This window comes from Anabaena azotica SJ-1, assembly GCF_047275885.1.
GTDB lineage: Bacteria > Cyanobacteriota > Cyanobacteriia > Cyanobacteriales > Nostocaceae > Trichormus_B > Trichormus_B azotica_A.
Genome location: NZ_CP178454.1, coordinates 2,021,829 through 2,043,076, shown reverse-complemented (window position 1 = coordinate 2,043,076; position 21,248 = coordinate 2,021,829). Strand labels below are relative to the sequence as shown.

At 38.2% G+C, this 21,248-nt stretch carries 19 protein-coding genes; 9 read left to right on the top strand and 10 right to left on the bottom strand.

Annotated elements, in window-relative coordinates; all coding sequences use genetic code 11:
* Nucleotides 1–119: 119 nt before the first annotated feature.
* A complete protein-coding gene (locus ACLLO5_RS08955; RefSeq protein WP_413175110.1) occupies nt 120–635 on the top strand; it encodes a GNAT family N-acetyltransferase in 516 nt (171 codons plus the stop codon).
* Nucleotides 636–833: 198 nt separating this feature from the next.
* Here ACLLO5_RS08955 and ACLLO5_RS08950 read toward each other — a convergent pair whose 3' ends face one another.
* The 3 genes from ACLLO5_RS08950 to ACLLO5_RS08940 form a co-directional block, all read right to left on the bottom strand.
* Nucleotides 834–1,163: a ribulose bisphosphate carboxylase small subunit gene (locus ACLLO5_RS08950; RefSeq protein ID WP_413175109.1), complete on the bottom strand. Its 330-nt coding sequence runs from the start codon at nt 1,161–1,163 to the stop codon at nt 834–836.
* Between the two features lie 41 nt (nt 1,164–1,204).
* Nucleotides 1,205–1,612, bottom strand: coding sequence for a RuBisCO chaperone RbcX (rcbX, locus tag ACLLO5_RS08945; RefSeq protein WP_413175108.1), 408 nt, complete (start codon nt 1,610–1,612; stop codon nt 1,205–1,207).
* Nucleotides 1,613–1,698: 86 nt separating this feature from the next.
* Nucleotides 1,699–3,129: a form I ribulose bisphosphate carboxylase large subunit gene (locus ACLLO5_RS08940; RefSeq protein WP_413175107.1), complete on the bottom strand. Its 1,431-nt coding sequence runs from the start codon at nt 3,127–3,129 to the stop codon at nt 1,699–1,701.
* Nucleotides 3,130–3,874: 745 nt separating this feature from the next.
* On the opposite strand from ACLLO5_RS08940, the gene ACLLO5_RS08935 reads away from it, so the two are divergent.
* The 4 genes from ACLLO5_RS08935 (at nt 3,875) to prmA (ending at nt 8,766) form a co-directional block, all read left to right on the top strand.
* Nucleotides 3,875–4,954: a two-component regulator propeller domain-containing protein gene (locus ACLLO5_RS08935; RefSeq protein WP_413175106.1), complete on the top strand. Its 1,080-nt coding sequence runs from the start codon at nt 3,875–3,877 to the stop codon at nt 4,952–4,954.
* Between the two features lie 204 nt (nt 4,955–5,158).
* Nucleotides 5,159–5,926, top strand: a complete 768-nt coding sequence (panB, locus tag ACLLO5_RS08930; RefSeq protein ID WP_413175105.1) for a 3-methyl-2-oxobutanoate hydroxymethyltransferase — start codon at nt 5,159–5,161, stop codon at nt 5,924–5,926.
* 238 nt (nt 5,927–6,164) lie between these two features.
* Nucleotides 6,165–7,745 (top strand): phosphoglycerate dehydrogenase, encoded by a 1,581-nt coding sequence (serA, locus tag ACLLO5_RS08925; RefSeq protein ID WP_413175104.1) that lies wholly within the window; start codon nt 6,165–6,167, stop codon nt 7,743–7,745.
* A 100-nt stretch (nt 7,746–7,845) separates the two neighbouring features.
* Complete coding sequence (prmA, locus tag ACLLO5_RS08920) at nt 7,846–8,766, top strand: 50S ribosomal protein L11 methyltransferase (RefSeq protein WP_413175103.1); 921 nt, start codon at nt 7,846–7,848, stop codon at nt 8,764–8,766.
* A 59-nt stretch (nt 8,767–8,825) separates the two neighbouring features.
* Here the strand turns inward: prmA and trxA are convergent, their stop codons facing one another.
* Complete coding sequence (gene trxA / locus ACLLO5_RS08915; RefSeq protein WP_413175102.1) at nt 8,826–9,143, bottom strand: thioredoxin; 318 nt, start codon at nt 9,141–9,143, stop codon at nt 8,826–8,828.
* A gap of 257 nt (nt 9,144–9,400) precedes the next feature.
* Between trxA and ACLLO5_RS08910 the strand changes: the two genes are divergently transcribed.
* Nucleotides 9,401–11,431, top strand: coding sequence for an FAD-dependent oxidoreductase (locus ACLLO5_RS08910; protein WP_413175101.1), 2,031 nt, complete (start codon nt 9,401–9,403; stop codon nt 11,429–11,431).
* A 65-nt stretch (nt 11,432–11,496) separates the two neighbouring features.
* Here the strand turns inward: ACLLO5_RS08910 and ACLLO5_RS08905 are convergent, their stop codons facing one another.
* The gene (locus ACLLO5_RS08905; protein WP_413175100.1) at nt 11,497–11,934 is read right to left on the bottom strand and encodes a DUF29 domain-containing protein; all 438 of its coding nucleotides are present in this window, start codon (nt 11,932–11,934) and stop codon (nt 11,497–11,499) included.
* A gap of 132 nt (nt 11,935–12,066) precedes the next feature.
* Here ACLLO5_RS08905 and clpS point away from each other — a divergent pair, with 132 nt between their 5' ends.
* Both clpS and ACLLO5_RS08895 read left to right on the top strand, forming a co-directional pair.
* Nucleotides 12,067–12,390 (top strand): ATP-dependent Clp protease adapter ClpS, encoded by a 324-nt coding sequence (gene clpS, locus ACLLO5_RS08900; protein WP_413175099.1) that lies wholly within the window; start codon nt 12,067–12,069, stop codon nt 12,388–12,390.
* A 2-nt stretch (nt 12,391–12,392) separates the two neighbouring features.
* Nucleotides 12,393–12,689: a DUF2103 domain-containing protein gene (locus ACLLO5_RS08895; RefSeq protein ID WP_413175098.1), complete on the top strand. Its 297-nt coding sequence runs from the start codon at nt 12,393–12,395 to the stop codon at nt 12,687–12,689.
* A 53-nt stretch (nt 12,690–12,742) separates the two neighbouring features.
* On the opposite strand, the gene ACLLO5_RS08890 is transcribed toward ACLLO5_RS08895, so the two are convergent.
* The 5 genes from ACLLO5_RS08890 to ACLLO5_RS08870 all read right to left on the bottom strand — a co-directional run bounded on the left by ACLLO5_RS08890 (nt 12,743) and on the right by ACLLO5_RS08870 (nt 18,082).
* On the bottom strand, nt 12,743–13,063 hold the full coding sequence (locus ACLLO5_RS08890) for a hypothetical protein (protein WP_413175097.1): 321 nt from the start codon (nt 13,061–13,063) through the stop codon (nt 12,743–12,745).
* 245 nt (nt 13,064–13,308) lie between these two features.
* Complete coding sequence (locus ACLLO5_RS08885; protein ID WP_413175096.1) at nt 13,309–14,541, bottom strand: hypothetical protein; 1,233 nt, start codon at nt 14,539–14,541, stop codon at nt 13,309–13,311.
* A gap of 91 nt (nt 14,542–14,632) precedes the next feature.
* Complete coding sequence (locus ACLLO5_RS08880) at nt 14,633–15,853, bottom strand: hypothetical protein (RefSeq protein WP_413175095.1); 1,221 nt, start codon at nt 15,851–15,853, stop codon at nt 14,633–14,635.
* Nucleotides 15,854–15,888: 35 nt separating this feature from the next.
* Nucleotides 15,889–17,448, bottom strand: a complete 1,560-nt coding sequence (locus ACLLO5_RS08875) for an MBOAT family O-acyltransferase (RefSeq protein ID WP_413176043.1) — start codon at nt 17,446–17,448, stop codon at nt 15,889–15,891.
* Nucleotides 17,449–17,611: 163 nt separating this feature from the next.
* Nucleotides 17,612–18,082 carry a molybdenum cofactor biosynthesis protein MoaE gene (locus ACLLO5_RS08870; protein WP_413175094.1) on the bottom strand — a complete coding sequence of 157 codons (471 nt, stop codon included), beginning with the start codon at nt 18,080–18,082 and terminating at the stop codon, nt 17,612–17,614.
* Between the two features lie 316 nt (nt 18,083–18,398).
* Between ACLLO5_RS08870 and ACLLO5_RS08865 the strand changes: the two genes are divergently transcribed.
* Nucleotides 18,399–21,215, top strand: a complete 2,817-nt coding sequence (locus tag ACLLO5_RS08865; protein ID WP_413175093.1) for a PAS domain S-box protein — start codon at nt 18,399–18,401, stop codon at nt 21,213–21,215.
* Nucleotides 21,216–21,248: the final 33 nt, after the last annotated feature.

Genomic DNA, 21,248 nt, shown 5'->3' with positions numbered 1-21,248 from the left:
TAGCATAAATTTGTTAGATAACTATAGTCAATTAAATGGTAAATTGAATTTAGAAAATATCACATCTAAATTAAATAACTTAAGTTTTATTGAACTGAAATTTATTTATAACTATCATTATGAATGATTCATCAATTACGATTATCAAGTTATTAGATTCTGATTTAGAGGAACTGAGAAACATTAGTCAAAAAATTTGGTATGCCCATTATCCGACAATTCTCAGTATTGAACAAATAGAATATATGTTGAATAAGATGTATGGAACGGGAGTAATTGAAAATGAAATTTATAATTTAGGAATAGTTTATGATAAAGTCGTTAAAGATTCTCAAATAGTTGGTTATTTATCATACAGTTCAGAAATGAAAGATAATATTAATTGTTTGAAATTACATAAATGTTATTTATTATCTTCATTGCATGGTTTTGGCTACGGGCAAATAATGTTATCTTATGTTTGTCAAAAAGCAAAAGAGATGAATTTGAAAAAAATCATTCTCAATGTCAATAAAAGGAATGAAAAAGGAATTAAAGCCTATACTCGATTTGGTTTTGAGATTATTGAGAGTAAGATAATAGATTTTGGGGATGGCTTTGTTATGGATGATTATATAATGGGCTATGAAATTTGAGATATAGGAAAGCAATATTTATTAAGTGAATTTCTAGACAGCCTAATTACCGCTTTGAACTTTGTATATGTTACTCAACAATACTATAAAAACCCTCCGCGTACCTCTGCGCTAACCTCCGTGTTCCTCTGCGTTAAAAAAAGAGAGATAGAAAACTCTACCTCCCCAAAAAATAAATTATTTAAACCAAATCAGAACTTAGTATCTGCTGGGTTTGTGAACGATAAAGCTAAGAACTTGACACTGTTTGATGTTGTCAAAACCAACAACACGAACATAGCAGTTACCGTACTGAGAACGGCAAGCTTGAACTTCACCTAATACTTCTTGAGTAGTTTTAGCACCAAACAAAGGTAGCTTCCACATTGTCCAGAATAATTCAGTAGGTTCAGAAGTTTCATTGAACTCAACTGCTGGGATGTAACCTTGGTTCAGAATGTATTGAACTTGCTTGGCAATTTGAGCATCAGACAGGGGGGGAAGATAAGAGAGGGTTTCGTAACGGCGCTCTTTTGGTAAAGTTTGCATAGTTGTTGATAATGGGTTGTTTTTACTACTGCGTTGAGCGACTAACTGGATAAATTATCCAAATCAGGATCTGAAATTATCTGCTGTTCAGTTTTTGGGGCGGGATTTGATAAATTTAGTTGCGTGATGCGTTCGAGATGCTGGCGACGCTGTTCCATGTTGGCTTGCTGAATGCCAGTGCGAACCATTTCTGGTAAGAAATCTGTCACTTCCGCCGCGATGTGTTCCCTGACAGTCATAATCCGCAAAGCCAAATCTGACTTGACTAGAAACAATTCCTCGATATATGCTTCTCCGTCTTGGATTTTCCCAGCGGAAAAGTTTTGCAACCAATGTGCTAAAGGAGGATTTGTTTCGCCTAGCTGTGCCAATACAGTCCTTAGCGCCTGATAAGTTAGGTAGCTTTGGAGAGTTTTGGCTGTGTCTTTCGCAATTTGCTTTAGATTCATGCTTGACCCCAGCCCCATAGATTTTAGATTTTAGATTTTTGGATTGAAAATTCACCCAATAGTCCAAAATCCCAAATCCTAAATCATCAGACGGTATCCATTGCTTCAAACTCGAACTTGATTTCTTTCCACAGTTCGCAAGCAACGGCCAATTCAGGAGACCACTTAGCCGCTTCGCGGATAATGTCGTTACCTTCACGAGCCATGTTACGTCCTTCGTTACGAGCTTGGATACAAGCTTCCAGAGCTACGCGGTTAGCGGTTGCACCAGGAGCGTTACCCCAGGGGTGACCAAGTGTACCACCACCAAACTGTAGTACGGAGTCATCACCAAAGATTTCAACTAGTGCGGGCATGTGCCATACGTGGATACCACCGGAAGCAACTGCCATTACACCAGGCATAGAAGCCCAATCTTGGGTGAAGTAGATACCGCGAGACTTGTCTTGCTCAACGTAGTTTTCACGTAGTAGGTCAACGAAGCCCATTGTGATGCCGCGTTCGCCTTCCAATTTACCAACAACTGTACCGGTGTGAATGTGGTCTCCACCAGACATCCGCAAGGTTTTAGCCAATACGCGGAAGTGAATACCGTGGTTCTTTTGACGGTCAATAACGGCGTGCATAGCACGGTGAATGTGCAGCAAAATACCGTTTCTACGACACCAATGAGCCAAGGTGGTGTTAGCTGTGAAACCTGCGGTCAGGTAGTCATGCATGATGATGGGCATATTGAGTTCTTTAGCGTACTCAGCCCGCTCAAGCATTTGTTCACAGGTAGGTGCGGTTACGTTCAAGTAGTGACCCTTGATTTCGCCGGTTTCTGCTTGTGCTTTGTGGATTGCTTCTGCTACGAATAGGAAGCGATCGCGCCATCTTTGGAATGGTGCAGAGTTAATGTTTTCGTCGTCTTTGGTGAAGTCCAAACCACCGCGCAAACATTCGTATACAGCGCGTCCGTAGTTCTTAGCAGACAAACCTAATTTGGGCTTAATGGTACAACCCAACAAAGGACGACCATATTTGTTCAACTTGTCGCGTTCAACTTGAATACCGTGAGGAGGACCTTGGAAGGTCTTCAGGTAAGCAACGGGAATCCGTAAGTCTTCCAAACGTAGTGCGCGTAAGGCTTTGAAACCGAATACGTTACCTACGATAGAGGTCAACATATTGGTTACGGAACCTTCTTCAAACAAGTCCAAAGGATAAGCTACGTAAGCAATATATTGGTTATCTTCACCAGGAACTGGCTCGATGTCGTAGCAACGACCTTTGTAGCGGTCTAGGTCGGTGAGCAAGTCTGTCCATACAGTTGTCCAAGTACCTGTAGAAGACTCAGCCGCTACCGCAGCACCAGCTTCTTCGGGTGGAACTCCAGGCTGAGGAGTCATCCGGAATGCTGCAAGAATATCTGTATCTTTAGGTGTGTAATCGGGAGTGTAATAAGTTAGTCTGTAATCTTTAACCCCAGCTTGATACCCAGATTTAGCCTGAGTCTTCGTTTGCGCGTAAGACATATTTTCCTTCCAAGAAGTCAATCTTTTTACTATCAAATCACGTTATGTGCAACTTTTTATCACCTTTTATCTTTCTCTTTATCTCATTATAGATATAAAGAAAACTTATATTTGGGTCTGTTTGTCGGTTGAGGGTAGCGTTGTTTGTTCTGTAAATACTTGGTAACAGTACCAAATTACCGCACCTTTTTATCTCTATGTTGTAGAGGCGCATATCTAGGCGCTTGGTTTTTTCCCTTGTTCCACGAACACAAAGTCTTTGATATATCTTTTGCTTACCGTACTAAACCTGCTTAATCTCAGAGAAACTTCGGTGCTTTAGGGCATTGTTGACAATTTATGCCTTCAAACTTGGAAAAATTAGGGTTTTAGGCTGTCTAGCTTATTTTCCCGGTTCTTCTTTCCTGATATCTTGATCCTGATTGGGTAATAAAGATATGGAGGAAACTTCACTAACGGCGGTTTAGCTCCAGGATGAGCCAAAGATAAAAAACTGCACACGACGGAATTTGTAACTTGTCTCACAATATATCAATAATTCAATAAGTTATCCTTTGAAAATTTTTAACTTATTGATTTAAATTTCTTATTAAAGAATTTTTTAAACATTTTGTTAAGACTGCTTTACAAAGGGTGATTATTAGTTGTATGGCAGTACAGTTTCAGATTAGGCTTACCATTATTTGTTAGTTTTGCATTTTGAATTACTGAGTTCTCTGGTACTGTCTCCAAAGGATATACAACCGTGGTATTATTTAATAGACGTACTCGTGTATTGATGATTTCTATTTTACTGGGGCTGATAGCTATGCCCAGTACAGGGATACGAGTACGAGCGCAACAAAAGCCTGATATTAATCCCACTAATAATGCTACTTATCCAGTTGCACCTCCTCCAAAACGAGTAGATCCTTTACCGGATGATCGAGATGTGCAGGAAAGAGAGGCAGAAACTGATTATCGTATTAGTAACTTGTTAGGTGATTTTGCTGGTAATTTGTGGGTAGGTTCTTGGCGTGGTTTATCGCGGATTGACCCGAATACGGGTAAAATTATTGCTCGTGTTAGTTTACCCAATGTGACTATTGGTGCATTAGCTCAAGATAAAGTCGGTCGTTTGTGGGTGGGTAATTATGAAGGGTTGACACGAGTAGATCTCCGTACTAATGAAATTACAGCCCAAAATTTATTACTACCTTCCAAACGGGTGTTGTCGCTGCTGATTGATAAACGTGGCTATTTGTGGACGGGTACTGATAGTGGTTTAGCTTTGATTAGTCCTGATCAAGGCTTAATTATGACAACAGTTAAAAATATGCCTGGTGTTAGTGTCAATGCGATGACTTTGGATGCTGAAGGTCAGCTTTGGGCTGGGACTTTGGATGGACTGATCAGGGTGAATACTGCCAGTGCTTTGATTATAAAGAGGATTAATAATCTACCTGGCACGACTGTACAAACTTTGGCTATTAGTCCTGAAGGGTTAATTTGGGCAGGGATGCCAAATCAATTACTGGTAGTTAATCCGAAAAATGGGATTGTGCTGAGGTCTGTAACTCCTCTGAGGGGAAGAAATGTAACTTCAGTTCGTTTTGCTCAAGATGGTAGTGTTTGGGTTGGTACTACTAATGGGTTACTACGATTAAATCCTAATACTGGAGCTTTGTTAGATAGAGTTGCGGGACTTCCTTCTAGCCGGGTGCTGACGGTTGCTCCTGATCTGGGTAATAAGTTGTGGGTGGGAACCAGCGAGGGACTAGCTTGGTTAATGCCTACAATGGATAAGGCACAACCTCATTTTGGTTTTGGTCGAAGTGTGAAGTAGGGGTGTAGGTGACAGGTGACAGGTGACAGGTGACAGTGAAGAAAGCAGGGGAGCAGGGGAGCGGGGGGGCAGGGGAAAGATTAATTCTTGTTTCTTCTGACTCCTGACTCCTGACTCCTGACTCCTGACTCCTGACTCCTGACTCCTGAACTCCTGAACTCCTGAACTCCTGAACTCCTGAACTCCTGAACTCCTTTTTTCTTTATGGCAATTACTACCCAGCAATTAATTCAATGGAAACAGCAGGGACGGGCAATTGTCGCTTTGACTGCTTGGGATTATGCGATCGCTCAACTGTTAGATGCAGCTGGTGTAGACTTAATCCTGGTAGGAGATTCTCTGGCAGTAGTGCTTGGGTATGATACAACGCTGCCAGTAACTCTAGATGAAATGATCCATCATGCTAAAGCTGTGCGTCGAGGTGTCAAACGAGCTTTGCTTGTAGTTGATTTACCCTTTTTAACCTATCAAGAAAGTATTTCCCAAGCGATGCATTCAGCCGGTAGGGTGTTAAAAGAGACAGGCGCACAGGCGGTAAAATTAGAAGGTGGACATCCGGCAATGGTGGAAACGGTGGACAGGTTGGTGCAAGCGGGAATTCCGGTCATGGGTCATGTAGGATTGACACCACAATCTATACATCAACTGGGTTTGCGACAACAGGGGAAAAGTCCAGAAGCCGGTGAGAGAATTTTAAATGAAGCGATCGCTCTCGAACAAGCAGGTGTATTTTCGATAGTATTAGAACATATCCCGTCCCAACTAGCCTTACAAATTACCCAAAAGTTGCGTATCCCTACTATTGGTATTGGTGCAGGTTTGGAATGTGATGGTCAGATTTTAGTCACTTCCGATGTCTTAGGACTTTCGGAAAAACCACCACCGTTTGCTAAAGTTTATACAAATCTGCGAGAACAGATTACCAAAGCTGTGCAGAATTACGCTTTAGAAGTACGTGGTGACCAGTCATAGAAACACATAATTTTTGCTGAATTGTTACAGATAAAGACTAAACTTAAAAGTCTTGTACAGCAAATTCGTAAGAATATGGCTTACGCCACGCTACGCTATCAGGAGTCAGGAGTCAGAATGTTTTATCAAACAGTAAATTATCAAATATATGATTTTGGACATAACTGTTAAAAATCTGACTGCTGACCGCTAATAGCTGAATGCTTGCGGAAAACCTAGAATTATAAATGAAGTAATCATGTCCAAGGTTCTTGTCTCCGATCCGATTGACCAAGCTGGTATTGACATTCTTTCCCAAGTGGCTACGGTTGATGTCAAAACAGGTCTAAAACCAGCAGAACTAATAGAAATTATTGGTGAGTATGACGCGCTCATGATCCGTTCTGGAACTCGCGTTACTCAAGAGATTATTGAAGCTGGCACACAATTAAAAATTATTGGTCGTGCTGGTGTAGGTGTGGATAATGTGGATGTTCCTGCTGCTACCCGCAGAGGTATTGTAGTAGTTAATTCTCCAGAGGGAAACACGATCGCTGCTGCTGAACACGCACTAGCAATGATGTTATCTTTATCCCGTCATATCCCCGATGCAAATGCTTCCGTTAAACGCGGTGAATGGGACCGGAAAACTTTTGTAGGTGCAGAAGTATACAAAAAAACCCTGGGTATTGTGGGTTTGGGGAAAATTGGTTCCCATGTCGCGGCTGTAGCTAAGGCGATGGGGATGAAGTTATTAGCTTATGATCCCTTTATTTCTACAGAACGCGCCGAACAAATTGGCTGTCAGTTGGTAGATTTAGATTTGCTATTTCAGCAAGCAGATTATATTACTTTACACATCCCAAAAACTCCAGAAACTACCAATTTAATCAACGCTAAAACTTTGGCGAAGATGAAACCAACTGCGAGAATTATTAACTGCGCTCGTGGTGGCATCATTGATGAGTCAGCTTTGGCAACGGCGATTAAAGAAGGTAAAATCGGTGGTGCAGCCTTGGATGTGTTCGATTCTGAACCTCTGGGAGAGTCTGAATTGCGATCGCTCGGTAAAGATATCATCCTCACTCCCCATTTGGGTGCATCTACCACCGAAGCCCAAGTTAACGTAGCCATAGACGTAGCTGAACAAATCCGTGATGTGATTTTAGGACTACCAGCCCGTTCAGCTGTCAATATTCCCGGACTCGGACCCGATATCTTGGAAGAACTCAAGCCCTATATGCAGTTGGCTGAAACCTTGGGTAACTTGGTAGGACAACTAGCAGGTGGCAGGGTGGAAACACTGACTGTCAAACTACAAGGGGAACTGGCAACTAATAAGAGTCAGCCTTTAGTAGTAGCAGCCCTGAAAGGACTACTATATCAAGCTTTACGGGAACGAGTAAATTATGTTAACGCCAGCATAGAAGCCAAAGAAAGGGGTATTCGCGTTATTGAAACCAGGGATGCCTCAGCACGAGATTATGCAGGATCACTGCATTTAGAAGCTACAGGTACTTTAGGCACTCATTCTGTCACAGGTGCTTTGTTAGGTGATAAGGAAATCCACCTAACTGATGTTGATGGCTTCCCCATTAACGTTCCACCTAGCAAATATATGCTGTTCACTCTGCACCGTGATATGCCAGGAATTATTGGTAAACTCGGTTCTCTATTGGGTAGTTTTAATGTCAATATTGCCAGTATGCAGGTAGGACGAAAAATTGTCCGTGGTGATGCTGTAATGGCTTTGAGTATTGATGATCCTTTACCCGATGGCATTTTGGATGAAATTACGAAAGTACCAGGCATTCGAGACGCATATACAGTAACACTTTAAAATAGGTGACAGGTGACAGGTGACAGCTATGTTCTTTATTTCCTGTTCCCTGTTCCCTGTTCCCCGTTCCCTGTTCCCTGTTCTAGTAATCTAAAATTTTATGGCAAATACTTGGTGGGAACTAAAAATTTTATGTGAGCCAGACCTAGAAGATATAATCTTTTGGCGACTGGAAGGTTTTGGCTGTCGTGGTACAGCCAGCGAAAGTAAAGGGAATTCTTCATTATTAAAGGCTTATTTACCAAGTTTTCAAGCACAGCTACTGGATTTGTCGGCGCTATCACTATGGTTGCGTCAAGATGCTTTGTGTATAGGATTGCCATCTCCCCTGCTACACTGGAATTTAATTGATGAGGAGGATTGGGCTAGTAGTTGGAAACAGTATTGGCAACCTCAAGAAATAGGCGATCGCTTCCTAATTAATCCCGCATGGCTACCGTTACCGGACTCATTAGAACGGTTAGTGATTCGTCTTGATCCAGGTGTTGCTTTTGGTACAGGTAATCATGCCACAACTCAACTGTGTTTAGAATCTCTAGAAATGCGCCTCAGCGAAGTCCCCACAGCTTTTATTGATAAGAATGAAAAAAAACAATCTTTAGTAATCGCAGATATTGGGTGTGGTTCCGGTATCCTTTCCATTGGTGCCATACTTTTGGGAGCAGAAAAAGTTTATGCAGTCGATAATGATCCCTTGGCTGTGAAATCAACTTTCAGCAATCGCGCCCTTAATGATATTAGTTCAGAACAGTTAATACCAGCCCAGGGTAGTGTTGATATTTTGACAAAACTGATTTCTCAACCAGTGGATGGTATTGTTTGCAATATTTTGGCTGATGTCATTATTGAATTAATTCCAGAAATGGGAGCTATTACTAAAACTACTAGCTGGGGAGTCTTTAGTGGTATTTTACTAGAACAATCTAAAGCTGTTGCTGATGTTTTAGAACAAAATGGCTGGGTTGTAGCGACTCTCTGGAAAAGAAAAGAATGGTGTTGCTTAAATGCACGTCGGTCTTAAAGGGAACAGGGAACAGGGAAGAAATAAAAGTTTATACTCCCCTATTACCTATTACCAGATTAAATCAGAGTTTTCAGATGTTGAACTAGCTGTGGTGCTTGGACTACTCCCTCAATTCTCTCTACTGCCTTACCTTGCTTAAATAGTACCAAGGTTGGTAAAGCAGCTATTTCATACTGAGTCGCCAAGCCTGTGTATTTTTCAGTATCAATTTTGACAATTCGTAAACGGTCTTTTAATTGAGCATTAACTTGTTCTAAAATTGGAACCATCATCTGACAAGGACCACACCAGTCAGCGTAAAAGTCCACTAATACTGGAACATCAGAACCTGATAGCATTTCTTCAAAGCTGTTAAATTCCTTTTTAGTTGTCATGACGGCACATACCGATTTTTAATTGTTTGTTTTAATGGTAGTTCTTGGGTTATGGAATTGCCGGAATTTTATTTTTTCTTGAGAAAGATAGCAGTGGACATAATGGTGAGGACATAAATTAATAATGAAACTCTGACTAAAACAGGGTTTTACTCCTGATTCCTGACTCCTAACTCCTGACTCCTGACTCCTGCTATATGAACATTTCTCCAAAACCACCGTCTACTCAATGACGTAGTTTTCAGAGTGCAGAAACCATGAACCGCAGACAAAAAAAGGCTTGTCACCAAAAATTACTCATCAGCATCAGCTTACTAACCACCATTTTCACACCCTATTTCGTCACTGCAACCCCACCCAGAAACCCAGATAAAATCATCAACTGTGAAATTCTCGTTGTGGGTGGTGGACTTTCTGGAGTTGCTACAGCTTATGAAGGGTTACTCGCAGGAAGGACAGTTTGTTTAACAGAAATAACCGACTGGTTAGGTGGACAGATATCCTCTCAAGGTACATCTGCATTAGACGAAAGACCAACCCAACGAGATAAACAGTTCTATTCTCGCGGATATTTGGAATTGCGCGATCGCATTCAACGCAAATATGGCAAACTTAATCCTGGTGACTGTTGGGTAAGTGACTCCTGCTTTCTCCCCCGTGATGCTCACAACATCATCACAAAAATGCTTAAAGATGCCGAAAAACAGGGTAAAGGAAAATTACAATGGTTTCCCAATACCGTAATTAAAGATTTACAACTTAGCCAAGATGGTAAAATAATCAATAGTGCGATCGCAATACAACACCAACCAGCAAAAAACGCACCACCCCTTAACACCTTCACCTTATCTCAAACCATAGAAGACGCTTATAGTTACCAAAACTCATCCCGCTTCACTAAAACTATAATTCGTTTTCAGCCCAAACAATCTCAAAACAAAACCTCAAAATGGTACGTTGTAGACACCAGCGAAACCGGGGAAATTATCGCTTTAGCAGATGTTCCTTATCGTCTAGGAATTGATGCGCGTTCCTATCTTGAACCTTCATCTTCCAGCACCACCAACGATCCTTATTGTACCCAAGGTTTTACATACACCTTTGCAATGGAGGCAACAAAAGAACCACAAAACCAAGTTATGCCCCCATTTTATCCCCAATATGCGCCTTATTTCAGCTATGAATTAGCAAGATTAGCAAATTTTGATTTAGTTTTCACCTATCGTCGTATTTGGAGTCCGCAACAGGGAAAACAAACTAAATTTGGTGGTGTTAATTTTACCACCCCCACCCCAGGGGACATATCCATGCAAAACTGGACTTGGGGGAATGACTACCGTCCAGGAACAAGTCAAGATAATTTAATTTATACTCGTCAACAATTACAAGCCACAGGTCAATTACAACCCGGTGGCTGGTTAGGAGGACTCAGAACCGAAACCTTCCGCAAAGGAGAAGAAAATGCTCTCGCTTATTATTACTGGTTAGTTGCGGGAAATACTGACTCTCAACTAGGTGCAGGTGTGAAGCAACCCCAACCTAACAACCGTTTGTTAACAGGTTTTAATTCCCCAATGGGAACTGCACACGGTTTATCCAAATACCCTTATATGCGAGAAGGAAGACGGATTATCGGCCGTCCTAGTTGGGGACAACCGCAAGGGTTTGGTATTTGGGAAGTTGATATTTCTCGCCGTAATTATAATGATGAGTATTATCGGAAAACTCTACCTGTGGATATGTATCGCCAGTTAAAAGCGACACTTGCAGGTTTAGAAGCAACATCTGTAATTAGAGGTGAAATTGCTCCAGATAAAGCCATAAAACGCAGTCGTTCCACTATTTTCCCGGATGCTGTAGGTATCGGTCACTACGCTATAGATTTTCATCCTTGTATGGAGAAAAGTCCAGCGGAAGCACCGGGAAATAAAGAACGTCCAGGAGAAAGAAGGGGTGCGGGTAACGCTTATCCCTTCCAAATTGCCCTAAGAGCAATGATTCCCCAAAAAATTGATAATTTATTGGTAGGTGGTAAAAGTATTGCTACTAGCCATATAGCTGCGGCTGCGTATCGCGTACATTCCTTTGAATGGTCTTCTGGTGCTGCTGCGGGAACTGTGGCCAGTTTTGCGCTAAAACAGAATATTGCACCCTATCAGTTAGTTGATGATTTACCGAAACCAGAACCGCAATTACAAGTCTTAAAACGGTTGTTGGAGTCCAACGGTAATCCTACTGCTTTTCCTGATACTTCCATTTTTAACCAAAATTGGGAAGATTGGAAATAAATTAGTTATCAGTTATAACTATTAACTGTTCTTCTTACTGTCACCTGTCACCTGTCACCTGTCACCTAATTTGGTAGAAAGTCAGAATTGAGAGTTTGTTCAGAAGTGTAAGGACATATTTCTGGAAATACCTGTTCACCTAATTGAGTTTCTCGCATTGCTAAGGCTAAACCCAGTTCGTAAGCTGTGAGAAACACTTCCTCTAAATAAGGTTTTAAGCTGGGACTATCTTGTAAAAGTAGTTTGATTTGAATGCGTTGTTCTTTAATTGTACTCAGCCAACTATTACTACGTTTTTCTGCTTGAAATTGCCATTTTAATAGATGTCCTAGTAACACGGCCAATCTATTTCTCAATTCTTGTCTTTCTTTTCTTCCCAAGGTTTCCAGTTCTTCAATTAAATTAACAGTGTCTAATGTGTCCCATTGTTGAGTTTTGAGTAAATTAGCCTGTTCTTGAGTCCAAGCATGGAAATCGGTTGTATAGAGTTGAAAGGTGTTCATTGTTGCACCTGTTATCAGTTTATATGTTCTTAGCTAAATTGTATTCTTGAGCAACTCTCCCCAATTCTCAACCCAACAATGAATTAAACTAGTTATTTGAAGTGTTGTTTTGTAAAACGTAGTTTTTGATTTATGGAGATAAGACTTGCAGCTGTTTACGATATGGCCACAGCACCAACTGTAACACCTGATCGGGTTAATCAAGTTACTCGGAAAACCTATCCTAATTATAAGGTGATTGTCTTAAATGATGATTTCAACACTTTTCAGCACGTGGCTGAATGTTTGGTGAAGTATATTCCGGGAATGTCAGGCGATCGCGCTTGGGATCTCACTAATCAAGTACACTATGAAGGACAAGCGATAGTTTGGGTTGGTCCCCAAGAACCAGCAGAATTGTACCATCAACAGCTGCGACGTGCTGGATTAACAATGGCACCGTTGGAAGCAGCTTAATCATGACTAAACCCACTGATGGCAGACTTGTTTGGAATCATTCTACCCACATTCCTGGTCTTATCCCCATTTTAGAACGTTTGTGTCAACAGGATGGTATTTCTACTGTGACACCGGCGGTAATTGGACGAGTGAAAGGCCATGCGCCAAAAATGCAATTGCGTGTGTCTGTACCTATTCGTGGGGGTTATAAAGTTATTGCACGTCAGGGAAAGACGGTGCAAGAGGTATTTGTGCTAACAACTTTACCACAGGAACAACTCGAATATGCGATCGCTATAGCCATGAAAATTGCATGAATCAAAAAATTAAACCAGGGAGGAATCAAAAACACTCCTCCCTAGAAATTTAACTATTCTTCAACTTCATGCACTGCAAATTTATGTAATGGCAAACTAAGAATACAAGAAAAAGTTAAAAAATATGACAAAGCTGTAGTAATCTTTAGAGTTGTAGTTAAACCTTCCCAATCCGGTAAAACCATCTTTTCAATACCAAAAGCAACACAGTAAACCAGCCAATAAGCAAAGCTCATTCTCAACAAAACTTCTTCTGTCGCTTGGGCTTCATCTTTCTCTATCTTACTGTCCCACAATAATACTAGACCAACAATACAAGCCACAAAGGAAACAGCAACTACAAACTCGTGACAAAATAGATTTACTAAACACATTTGTCTTTATCCCCATCTTAAACCATGTCTGTATCGACATTAGTCTAAAGGCATAGTCCTTACAGCTACACAAAATATTTACAAACTGCAATACTTGATGGCAATATCTATAAACAATTGCAACAGTAACCTTTTTATTTGTTAAGTATTTTTACAGGAATGTTTTCATTTTTTAAACTATTGCTTAATTCTCAAACTGCTTTACCTGCTGACTACTCAAGTGCTGAATGTGGGTTATTAAGCGTTTACCTAATTATTTTCATTGTCCTTTTATTCTGTTTCTTTAATTCTTCCACAAATTTTCTTTGCAAACTTTCCACTAAATCTAATTCATTTGGGCGGGTTTTTACCCATTCTTCTCTATCACTACGAATTTTACCCAAGTGAGATTCAATATTTTCTTTAGTTACTAAAACCCCAAAATCTGCTGGTACTTCATTTTCTTGATAGGAGAGAATACGATTCAGTAGCAAATCACCAACTGGTTTTACATAATGGGAATTATCTGCATAGTTTTCCATCACATCATTAATTGGCTCATTGGTGATAGTATTATATCCAGAAAAATCCCAAACTGGAGTTACTTGCACAGCTTTCCTTTTCCAGTTTTCAAATATTTCCCACTTTCCTGCGGCTCTAACTGCTTCCCATTGAGTAGCATGAGATGGAGAAATAAAAACAATTAATTTTATCTTGTTTTCTCGGCAAAGATTAACAATTTTTTGAAAATCATCAAAATATTTATCAGAAAATTTATAGTAATGGTAGCGATTCAAGTATAAACCTAGAGAATATTTAAAGTTCCATCTAGTCTTGCCATTTTTGTATTCACTATAAGGTACAAATCCATTTTCACCATATAATTCATTTTTATTAGGCTCTTTCAAACTAGCCAACATGGTTTTCTTACTGACTTCCCAGGTATCTAATGAAAATAGAGAATTCATTATATCAGCAGGAATTAAATAAGTTTTTTCTAACCTACTTTCATCAAAACCAGGCCGATTAAGTAGTAATTCATTAAACATAAAAAAATCAATCCCAACAATTACTTGCTTCAGGTGAGGTTGATTTTTTAGTGTATGTTGTAAATAGCGCATCATTTCATAGCTATTAGCACTATCAATTCCCAGATTGTAAGCAGGTTGAGCATTAGATAAAGCCGGATGAGTAGGATCTAAACCTTGCTTAGTTCTTGATGAACCTAAAAATATAGTTAATGGTTTAATACGAATAATATCAATAGCTTTATGTAAGCGATCATTTGAATTTTTTTGGATTTTTACATGATTAATACCGAAAAAATTAGGCGTTTTATAGATTCCATAAGGATCAACTACTATATTAAAACTTAACACTAGCCACATAGATACTACTAGAGTTAATAAAAACCATTTATTAAAGTTGGAATCATTATCAGAATTTTTCGGCTTTGGTTGAGAAGAATTAGTTAAATCAGTAAAAGGTGAACTACTCATACATTATGGTTGTTTTATTCAATTACATCATGATTAATTTCTTGGAGGCTACAAAAATATTTCACCAGGAAGGTTGTAATTTATTGATAATTTATTGTTGCCCATGTCGAGCATTCTTATTTGTATTTTCCACAAATTTCTTTTCCAGAGTTTGGACTAACTCTAATTCATCTTTGTGGTTTTTTACCCATTCTTCTCTATTTGCACGAATTTTAGCTAAATGAGATTCAATATTTTCTTTAGTTACTAAAACACCAAAATCTGCTGGTACTTCATTTTCTTTATAAGCAAGAATGCGATTTAATAATAAATCACCAACTGGTTGAGTATAATGGGAATTATCGGCATAATTTTTCATTACATCCTTAATTGATTCAGTGGTTATAGTACTATATCCAGAAAAATCCCAGACAGGAATTACTTGCACAACTTTCCTTTTCCATGTTTCAAAAGTTTGCCATTCTCCTGTGGATCTAATCGCTTCCAAATCAGTCGCATGAGTAGGAGAAATAAAAACAATTAATTTTATCTTCTTTTCTCGACATAAATTAACAATTTTTTGGAAATCATCAAAATATTTATCAGAAAACTTATATTTGTGATGGAACTCATAATATACATTAATCGAGTTTTTAAATCTACTTTTAGTCTGTCCATCTTTATATTTACGATGAGGTAAAAAACCATTTTTACCATAGTATTCATCTTTATTAAACTCTCGCAAACTAGCTAATACTGTTTCCTTGCTCACCTCTAAAGTATCTATTGAAAAGAGAGAATTCATAATATCACCAGGAATTAAATAAGTTTTTTCTAACCTACTTTCCTCAAAACCTGCTTGATTACCTAGAAGTTCATTAAACATAAAAAAATCAATACCAACTATTACTTCTTTTAGATCAGGTTGGTTTTTGATAGTATGTTGTAAATAGCGCAGCATTTCATAAGGATTAGCTCCGTCAAGAGCTAGATTGTAAACAGGTTGATCATTAGATAAAGCTGGATGATTAGGGTCTAATCCTTGTTTAGTTCTTGACGAACCTAAAAATACAACCAGGGGTTTTATTTGCTGAATATCAATAGTTTTATATAATCGGTCATTAAACTGTTTTTTGGGTTTTACATGATTAATACCCAAAAAATTGGGAGTTTTATATATTCCATAAGGATCAACCACAAAATTAATACTTACAACCATCAAAATAGATATGGCTATAGACATTAAAAACCATTTATTAAAATGATGATAATTATCAGACTTGCTCGGTTGAGGTTCAGAACTATTAGTTAAGTGAGAAGAAGAATCGCTCATAATACATTCGTGAATAACACTGTTTATACTCGTTTCTAAAATTGAAAATAGAGGAATTCAGAAACACGATTCAATGAAAGTATGCAATAGCCAGCCAATAAACCGATACCAATTCCCCACCATTTGTTAAAAGTGATTTTATTGCTGATTTCCTGAGTATTAGGTAGGAAGGTAACAGCAATCATTAGTGCAAATAAGACAACAAAGCTTAAAGATTGTTTACCATAGAATTCAGGTAAATAAGTCAGGTTACTCCATTCTTGAACTTGAATACCAAATTGAGACAGAAAAGACAATTTACCACCAGGCGCACCAGGTATAACTATGCCATTCATTCCTGACATTGTTTTGAGAAGTTGTATAGCATCCTGTAAATTCTGAGCGCGGAATATTACCCAACCTACTACCACTGCAAAAAAAGTCATCAACCACCCTACTAATGCAGGAAGTTTAATATTTAGTTTTCGCCAGCCATGATTTATTGATAATAAAATACCCTGTAATCCTCCCCAAATCACAAATGTCCAACCTGCACCATGCCATAATCCTCCTAATAACATGGTGATAATTAAATTGGTATAACGTCGGACTTCTCCTTTACGACTTCCGCCTAAAGGAATATATAAATAATCTCTCAAAAAGTTAGAAAGGGTAATATGCCAACGTCGCCAAAAATCAGTTATAGAAGTAGCTTTATAGGGTGAATTAAAATTGACTGGTAGGTTCGTATTAAACATATATCCCAGTCCAACCGCCATATCGGAATATCCTGAAAAATCAAAATATAGCTGCAAAGTGTATGCTAAAGCTCCTACCCATGCTTCAATAAATGTAGCAATATCAGCATTATTAAATATCGGGGATACCCATTGGGATAAAGTATCAGCAATAATAATTTTTTTGGCTAAACCTAAACTAAAAACTGCCAATCCTACAGCAAAATTTTTATCAGAAAATACAAAATCCTTCAAGCGTCGCAGTTCAGGTATTAATTCATCATGGCGCAAGATTGGTCCGGCAATAAGTTGAGGGAAGAAAAGAATAAACAAAGCGTAAGTGGGTAAATCATAATTTTGTCCTTTAACTTCCCCACGATAGGCATCTACCAGATAAGCAATTTGGGTAAAAGTGTAAAAAGAAATTCCCAAAGGTAAGATGAGATTTCCTACACTCCAGTTAGCTGAAAACACGCTACCAACGGTAGATAAAAAGAAATTAGCATATTTGTAATATGCAATCAGACTAACATTGACTATAGTGCCAATAATCAACAACAATTTAGCTCGTTTGCTAAGGAGTTGTGCTGAAGCGATCGCCATCCCCATTTGATGATTAAAAACAATCGAAAGAATAATCAACAAAATGTATCCTGGCGTTACTTCTTGTCCTGCGGGAGAAAAAAGATTCCAATAAGAATAGAAAAATATTGAAGTAATTAGTAACCAAGGTAGTACAAATTTATCTAAGCGCCATTTGCTTAAGAGCCACAATACCAACAGTGTTACCGGCAGAAACCCTAAGATAAAAACCGAAGAACTAAACAGCATATAGGTAGGTTGACTAGTAGGGGCAATGGCTACACCCACCGTAGGCATAGCCACAAGGATCACGTAATTTTCATCTACTAGCCAAAAATATTACCACAAAAAAGCTAGTGTTTGTAAAATTCCTGTAAATTTATTGCTAGAAATACTGGTTATAAATACTGTGAATCAATCTTACCATTTAATCTAGCAATGTTTTGTCAGAGAATACCCTTCAACATTCCTGTTCACAAGCACCAATACTTACCCAGGAACTAGAACCGTCTTGCCAATGTTCCTTTTTCCAAATCGGTGCGTTGTGTTTCAGGGTATCAATTATATATTGACAAGCTGCAAATGCCTCACTACGATGAGGACACCCTACAGCTACTACAACACTGATCTCGCCAATTTTTAACCGCCCCACGCGATGATATATTGCTACCCGATTCACATCAGTCCAACAGCGGCGTACATCAGCAGCAATTTGATAAAATATATGTAACGCCATTGGTTCATATGCCTGATACTCTAAAGCTATCACCGCTTTACCATCAGTTTGATTCCGAACCATCCCACTCATTACCACTACTGCACCATTGGCAGGGTTGTCTGCTTTAATATAAATTTCTTCAATAGACAATGGAGCTAAGGTAATACCAAAGCTGTCTTCAGCTTTAGGTCTGATGGGAAAAGTAAGATTCATGTTTATCACTAATTGCTGAAACATAAATCTTAAACTGGTGAGAAAACTTTATCAACTTATACAGCCCCAGCCGAGAGTAAAAATGGGCTAAAAAAAGAAGTAATTGCTGTATATATTGTGCTAATAACCGTATACATATTAAATCAAAAATGACTTGTAGTGCTAATATGATCAGAATAATATTCTCAAACGCTTTTGCCAATGAGATACAGGGTGTAGTAGTACATCTATCAAGGATAAATCCTTACAAAATGGTTGCTTAGAAGAATTGAATGTTTTTCTATCAAACCTGTAACTATTAGTAGGAAAATTTTTCATGAAATTCCCAGTCTTTAAGCATGAAACAGCAAAATTTGACACTCCCCATCAACATGAAATTTTTGATATAGATTCAGAGCAAACTTTTGATGATTTAGCATCTTTAGCTGCGCTCCTTTGTGATACACCAATTGCTGCAATTAATTTTATAGATACCCACCATCAGTTTAACTCCAAAGTAGGGTTGGATTTTCAGGAAATACCCTTAGATAAAGAGTTTTTTCAAACCTATGTTCAGCAAGATGATATTTTAATTATTCCTGATACTTTGGCAAATGAACAGTTTGCGACAGCAAATGCAGTTATCTCTGAACCGTACATAAGATTTTATGCCGCTGTTCCTTTAGTAGTCTCAGGAGAAGGAGAAGCAATTATTGGTACTTTGTGTGTAGCAGATCAAGTACCACGCCAAATCAGTCCTAAACAACTGACAGGACTGCAATATATTAGTCGTCTAATAGTTAGGCAATTAAAAATTCGCCGCAATTTAAAAGAAATTTCACGTTTAAATACAGAATATACACAAACTCAGACAGCACTTGATCACAGTGAATCTACGTTACAGAGTTTCTTTGAAAGTGCGCCGATGATGATGGGAATTGTAGAGTTAGTAGATAACGACATTTTACATATTTCTGATAATCCCAAGACTGCGAAATTTTTTGGACTCACTCCACAAGCAATGCAAAATCGTCTAGCGAGGGAGATAGGCGCAGATATAAGCCATTTAAATCAGTGGATTAATTACTATCGTCAGGCAGAATTGACTCAAGCACCTGTGAAATTTGAATATACTCAGGAAATCCCCAGAGGAAAAGTCTGTTTATCAGCAACAGTCTCTGCGATCGTTAAAAAACATGATAGTAATCAACAATTTGCCTATATAGTAGAAGACATTACAGAACGCAAGCAAGTAGAAGATGAATTGCGCTGGAAAGAAACACTTTTACTTTCAATGAATAGTGTTTCTCCCCTAGCATTGTATGTGGTTGATGATCGCACTGACGAAATCCTTTATTTTAATGAAAAATTGTGTGCGATTTGGAAAATTGAACACTTAAAAGAGCGCATGCTAACCAGGGAATTAAAAAATCAAGATATTCTTCCCAATTGTTTCCAATTAATCACTGATAGTGAATCTTTTTTATCATCATGTCACGCCCTCAAGTTTGAAAATAATCGTTCCGTAATAGAAGATGAACTATCGTTCACAGATGGGCGAATTATTCGACGTTTTTCTAGCCAAATTCGTGATAAAAATGATCAATACTTTGGTCGTTTATATATATATGAAGATATCACAGCCCGTAAACAAGCAGAACAAAAACTCCGCGAACAAGCTACATTATTAGATATTGTTACAGATGCCATTGTTGTCCAGAATTTAGACAACAAAATATTATTTTGGAATAAAAGTGCAGAAAATTTGTATGGTTGGAAAGCAGAAGAAGTTATCAATCAAAATGCTAACCATCTATGGAACCATGAAATAGAATCACAACAGCAGAAAATATATCAAACAGTTTTCACAAACGGTTATTGGCAAGGAGAATTATATAAACATCAAAAATCTGGTGCAGAAATAATTGTAGAAAGTCGGTGGAACTTAGTATATGATGATAATTCCATAGCTAAATCCATCCTCATTATTGAGACAGATATCACTCATAAAAAACAGTTAGAACAGCAATTTTTACGCGCTCAACGTATGGAGAGTATTGGCACTCTTGTTAGCGGAATTGCCCATGATTTAAATAATGTATTTTCGCCAATTTTAATGGCAGTACATCTATTGCAAAACCCAACACCAAACTCCCAATTTTCACAAATATTATCAATCGTAGAAAGCAATGCTAAACGGGGAGCTAATTTAGTTAGGCAAGTGCTATCATTTGCCAGGGGAATTCAAGGCTATCACACAGTAATTCAAGTTAAATATTTGATTACAGAAATGCAGCAAATAGTTAAACAAACATTCCCCAAGACAATTACTGTAAATACAGAAATTCAGCAAAATCTATCCCCCATTTGTGGTGACATTACCCAATTAGACCAAGTATTAATTAATTTATGCCTGAATGCTCGTGATGCCATGTTAAACGGTGGTATTCTAACTATCATCGCTGAGAATATTTGGATTGATGAAACATACAAAAAAATACATCTAGATGCACAAGTAGGTTCTTATATTGTTATTAAAGTTACCGACACAGGAATTGGCATTCCCAGCAGCATATTAGACAGAATATTTGAACCTTTTTTTACAACTAAAGAATTTGGTAAAGGAACTGGACTAGGTTTATCAACAGTTATAGGCATCATTAAAGGTCATGGTGGTTTCATCACCGTATCCAGTACCCTACGTAAAGGTACAGAATTTTCTGTTTACTTGCCTGCCGTTGATACCCAAATTACTAAGTCACTAACAGAAATAGCAACTCCTATAGGTAATGGAGAATGGATATTGTTAGTGGATGATGAAGTTTCTATTCTAGAGACAACTAAAACCACCTTAGAAAACAATAATTATAAAGTAGTTACTGCTAGCAATGGAGAAAAAGCTACCAAATTATACAATCAACATCAAGATGTCATTAGAATCGCAATAATTGACATGATTATGCCAAATATGGATGGAATTACAACTATTCACAAATTGCGAAAAATTAATCCACAATTAATAATTATTGCTATCAGTGGATTAATTACCACTGAATATCTATCCTTGCAACAAGAATTTAATCATATAACTTTTTTATCCAAACCATTCACAGTTCAAGAACTATTAAAAACCCTAGATACAGTAAAAAAATAATAACAGTATTATAACTGAGTTTTACAAATGTAC

Coding starts and splice junctions, on each gene's coding strand:
- ACLLO5_RS08955 (WP_413175110.1), top strand. CDS start 120: ATGAATGATTCATCAATTACGATTATCAAGTTATTAGATTCTGATTTA.
- ACLLO5_RS08870 (WP_413175094.1), bottom strand. CDS start 18,082: ATGAATCTTACTTTTCCCATCAGACCTAAAGCTGAAGACAGCTTTGGT.
- ACLLO5_RS08895 (WP_413175098.1), top strand. CDS start 12,393: ATGACTAAACCCACTGATGGCAGACTTGTTTGGAATCATTCTACCCAC.
- ACLLO5_RS08940 (WP_413175107.1), bottom strand. CDS start 3,129: ATGTCTTACGCGCAAACGAAGACTCAGGCTAAATCTGGGTATCAAGCT.
- ACLLO5_RS08875 (WP_413176043.1), bottom strand. CDS start 17,448: ATGCCTACGGTGGGTGTAGCCATTGCCCCTACTAGTCAACCTACCTAT.
- ACLLO5_RS08885 (WP_413175096.1), bottom strand. CDS start 14,541: ATGAGTAGTTCACCTTTTACTGATTTAACTAATTCTTCTCAACCAAAG.
- serA (WP_413175104.1), top strand. CDS start 6,165: ATGTCCAAGGTTCTTGTCTCCGATCCGATTGACCAAGCTGGTATTGAC.
- rcbX (WP_413175108.1), bottom strand. CDS start 1,612: ATGAATCTAAAGCAAATTGCGAAAGACACAGCCAAAACTCTCCAAAGC.
- clpS (WP_413175099.1), top strand. CDS start 12,067: ATGGAGATAAGACTTGCAGCTGTTTACGATATGGCCACAGCACCAACT.
- trxA (WP_413175102.1), bottom strand. CDS start 9,143: ATGACAACTAAAAAGGAATTTAACAGCTTTGAAGAAATGCTATCAGGT.
- ACLLO5_RS08910 (WP_413175101.1), top strand. CDS start 9,401: ATGAACCGCAGACAAAAAAAGGCTTGTCACCAAAAATTACTCATCAGC.
- ACLLO5_RS08865 (WP_413175093.1), top strand. CDS start 18,399: ATGAAATTCCCAGTCTTTAAGCATGAAACAGCAAAATTTGACACTCCC.
- ACLLO5_RS08880 (WP_413175095.1), bottom strand. CDS start 15,853: ATGAGCGATTCTTCTTCTCACTTAACTAATAGTTCTGAACCTCAACCG.
- ACLLO5_RS08950 (WP_413175109.1), bottom strand. CDS start 1,163: ATGCAAACTTTACCAAAAGAGCGCCGTTACGAAACCCTCTCTTATCTT.
- ACLLO5_RS08890 (WP_413175097.1), bottom strand. CDS start 13,063: ATGTGTTTAGTAAATCTATTTTGTCACGAGTTTGTAGTTGCTGTTTCC.
- prmA (WP_413175103.1), top strand. CDS start 7,846: ATGGCAAATACTTGGTGGGAACTAAAAATTTTATGTGAGCCAGACCTA.
- ACLLO5_RS08905 (WP_413175100.1), bottom strand. CDS start 11,934: ATGAACACCTTTCAACTCTATACAACCGATTTCCATGCTTGGACTCAA.
- panB (WP_413175105.1), top strand. CDS start 5,159: ATGGCAATTACTACCCAGCAATTAATTCAATGGAAACAGCAGGGACGG.